This is a genomic window from Streptomyces sp. BRA346 (assembly GCF_052851135.1).
This window is the reverse complement of sequence record NZ_JAIWIH010000134.1, coordinates 1-2,757: the sequence shown is the minus strand read 5'-3', so window position 1 is coordinate 2,757 and position 2,757 is coordinate 1. Positions and strand designations below refer to the sequence as shown.

Sequence of the window (2,757 nt, the reverse complement as noted above, 5' to 3'; positions counted from 1 at the left end):
GGCGACTTCCAGTGCTTCTCCGCCGAAGATGACGAAGCGGAGCTGGTCTTGGGTGTCGGGGGTGCGGAGGCGGGCGTCGGTGAGGCGGGTGAAGGCTCCGGGAGTCTGGCACAGCACGGTCACCCCGGCCGAGCACACCAGCTGCCACAGCTCATCCGGAGCCCGGACCACATCGCTCGGGACGACGACGAGCTGGCCGCCGTGAAGCAAAGCGCCCCAGATTTCCCATACCGAGAAGTCGAAGGCGTAGGAGTGGCACAGGGCCCAGACGTCGGAGGGGCCGAAGCCGAACCATTCGTTTGTCGAGGTGAACAGGCGGGCCACTTGGCGGTGCTCCACGAGCACACCCTTGGGCGTTCCGGTGGATCCTGAGGTGTAGATGACGTAGGCCACGTCGGAGGGGGAGACCGCTACGGGGACATTGTTGACCGGGGCGTCCGTGAAGTCCGTGGCCAGGTCCCACACCACAAGATCGGCGGGGGCGCTGGTCTGGATCAGGGCTGCCGCATCGGTGCCGTCGGTCAGGACCACGACCGGCTTCGCGTCGGCGAGCATGAACGCCACGCGCTCGGCGGGGTACGACGGGTCCAGCGGCACATAGGCGCCGCCCGCCTTCAGCACACCCACGACCGCTGCCAGCAGCCCCACGCCGCGTTCCGCGCAGATTCCCACCCGTGCACCAGGGCCCACGCCCTCCGAACGCAGCCGGTGCGCGATCCGGTTCGCCTGCTCGTTCAGCTCCCGATAGGTGACCCGCGTATCGCGGTGGACGACCGCGACCGCATCCGGTGTTTCCGCGGCCTGTGCCTCGAAGGACTCGTGCAGGCAGGGCTTGGGATCGGCTGATGTATCGGTGGGGTTGAAGCCGTCGACCAGCAGCGCACGCTCCGCCGCGGGCAGCACGTCCACAGCCGCCACCGGTGCCGACCGATCACCGGCCAGTGACCGGGACAGCTCCTCCAGAGCAGCGATCAGCATCCCGCAGATACGGTCCGGGTCCAGGCGGTCATCCACCTGGGCCGTGATGCCGAATCCGGCATCCCCGGAGCCGAGGTCGTCGACCGAGACCACGATCGGGTAGTTGGTGCGCTCCTCGCTGTGCAGCACCTCGACCCGCTCGCCGAGTCCACCTGCGGCAGGCTCAGTCGGTTCCGGGCTGTGCCGGTAGTTGAGCAGGGTGGTAAACAGGGGAAGTCCGGTCGGGACCTGGCTGCATCCCTGGGCTAGCACGAGCGGGGCGTGCTCGTGGCGCAGCATCTCCGCCAGCAGCGTTTGGGTGTCCCGGGCGGCGTCCAGGACGCCGCGCTCGGTCACGTCGATGCGTATCGGCAGGGTGTTGATGAACAGCCCGAGGCCACGTGCCGCACCGGTTCCGGCCTGCATACGCCCGAAGAGCACGGTGCCGAAGACCACGTCCGAGCGGCCGGTGAGCCGGGACAGGACCATGCTCCATGCCAGGTGGCACACGCTCGCCGGGGAAACACCCGCCTGACGGGCCTGTTCCCGGACCGTTCGGGCCAGGGCAGGGTTCACGTCGACGTGTGTCTCGGCGATGCCGGTCCCGTCGCCGCGGACGTCCAGGATGCCGTACGGCGCGGTCGGCTCATCGACGTCGCCGATCAGCTCGGTGAAGAACCTCTCGTGTTCTTCACGGCTGGTGCCCAGCACGGCTTGCGCCACGGCGTTGCGGTACGGCACCGGCTCCGGCAACGCATCTGCGCGCCCGGCGAGGTGAGCGTCCACTTCGGAGACCAGCGTTCCGACGGACGTGTTGTCGTCGATGATGTGGTGCATCAGCACCAGCAGCAGCCACCGGTCGTTCGGCTCGTCGTACGCCCTGACGACGCGCATCAGCGGCGCCGTGCCCAGATCCATCCGGTACCGGCGCGGGTCGTAGCGCTTCAGCAATTGAGTGGCCGCGTCGTCGTTGGCGTCGAGGGTCGCGTCCTCGACCGGCAGTGCGGTGTGGCGCCGGACCACCTGGACGGGTTGGGGGAGCCCCTCCCAGACCACCGACGTGCGCAGGATGTCGTGCCGATCCACGACCGCCTGGAGCGCGGCCACGAACTGGTCGGCCTCGTCCCGGGTGTCGATCGGCAGGACGTACGACACGAGATACGGGTCGGCGTCGCCGCCCATGAGGTGGTGGAAGAAGATGCCTTCCTGGAGCGGGGCGAGGGGGTAGATGTCCTGCACGTTCCGGGCTCCGCCGGGGACCGTGGACACCACCTTGGCGATGTGCTCCTCGGTCAGTTCGACCAGGGGCAGCATGGCGGGCGTGATGGCGTCGGCGTCGGCCGGAATGGCGTTCGGGGGCACCTGTACTTCGGTGCCGCCTCCGGCCGCCACCGCGGTGGCGAGTCCGGCGACGGTCGGTGCGGTGAAGACGGCGCGGACGTCGCAGGAGAGCCCTGCCTGCCGCATCTGTTCCACCAGGGAGACGGCGAGGAGGGAGTGGCCGCCGAGTTCGAAGAAGTCGTCGTCGCGGCCGACGCGTTCCACGCCGAGGAGGTCGGCCCAGATAGCGGCCAGTGCCTCTTCCACCGGGCCGACAGGGGCTTCGTAGCCGCGGGCGACCACGGCGCCGCCGCCCGGTGTCGGCAGCCTGTCCCGGTCGACCTTGCCGTTCGGGGTCAGCGGCAGCGCGTCCAGCTCCATGAATGCCGAGGGCACCATGTAGGAGGGGAGGGCTTCGCTGAGCGCGTCGCGCAGCGTCTCGATCTCGATGCTGCTGTTGGAGACGTAGTAGGCGTCGAG

The 2,757-nt window shown here is 69.2% G+C and carries 1 protein-coding gene; it reads right to left on the bottom strand.

The features are described from left to right. On the bottom strand, positions 1 to 2,757 hold a 2,757-nt coding region (locus LCH29_RS43730), incomplete at both ends, for an AMP-binding protein (protein ID WP_446467247.1).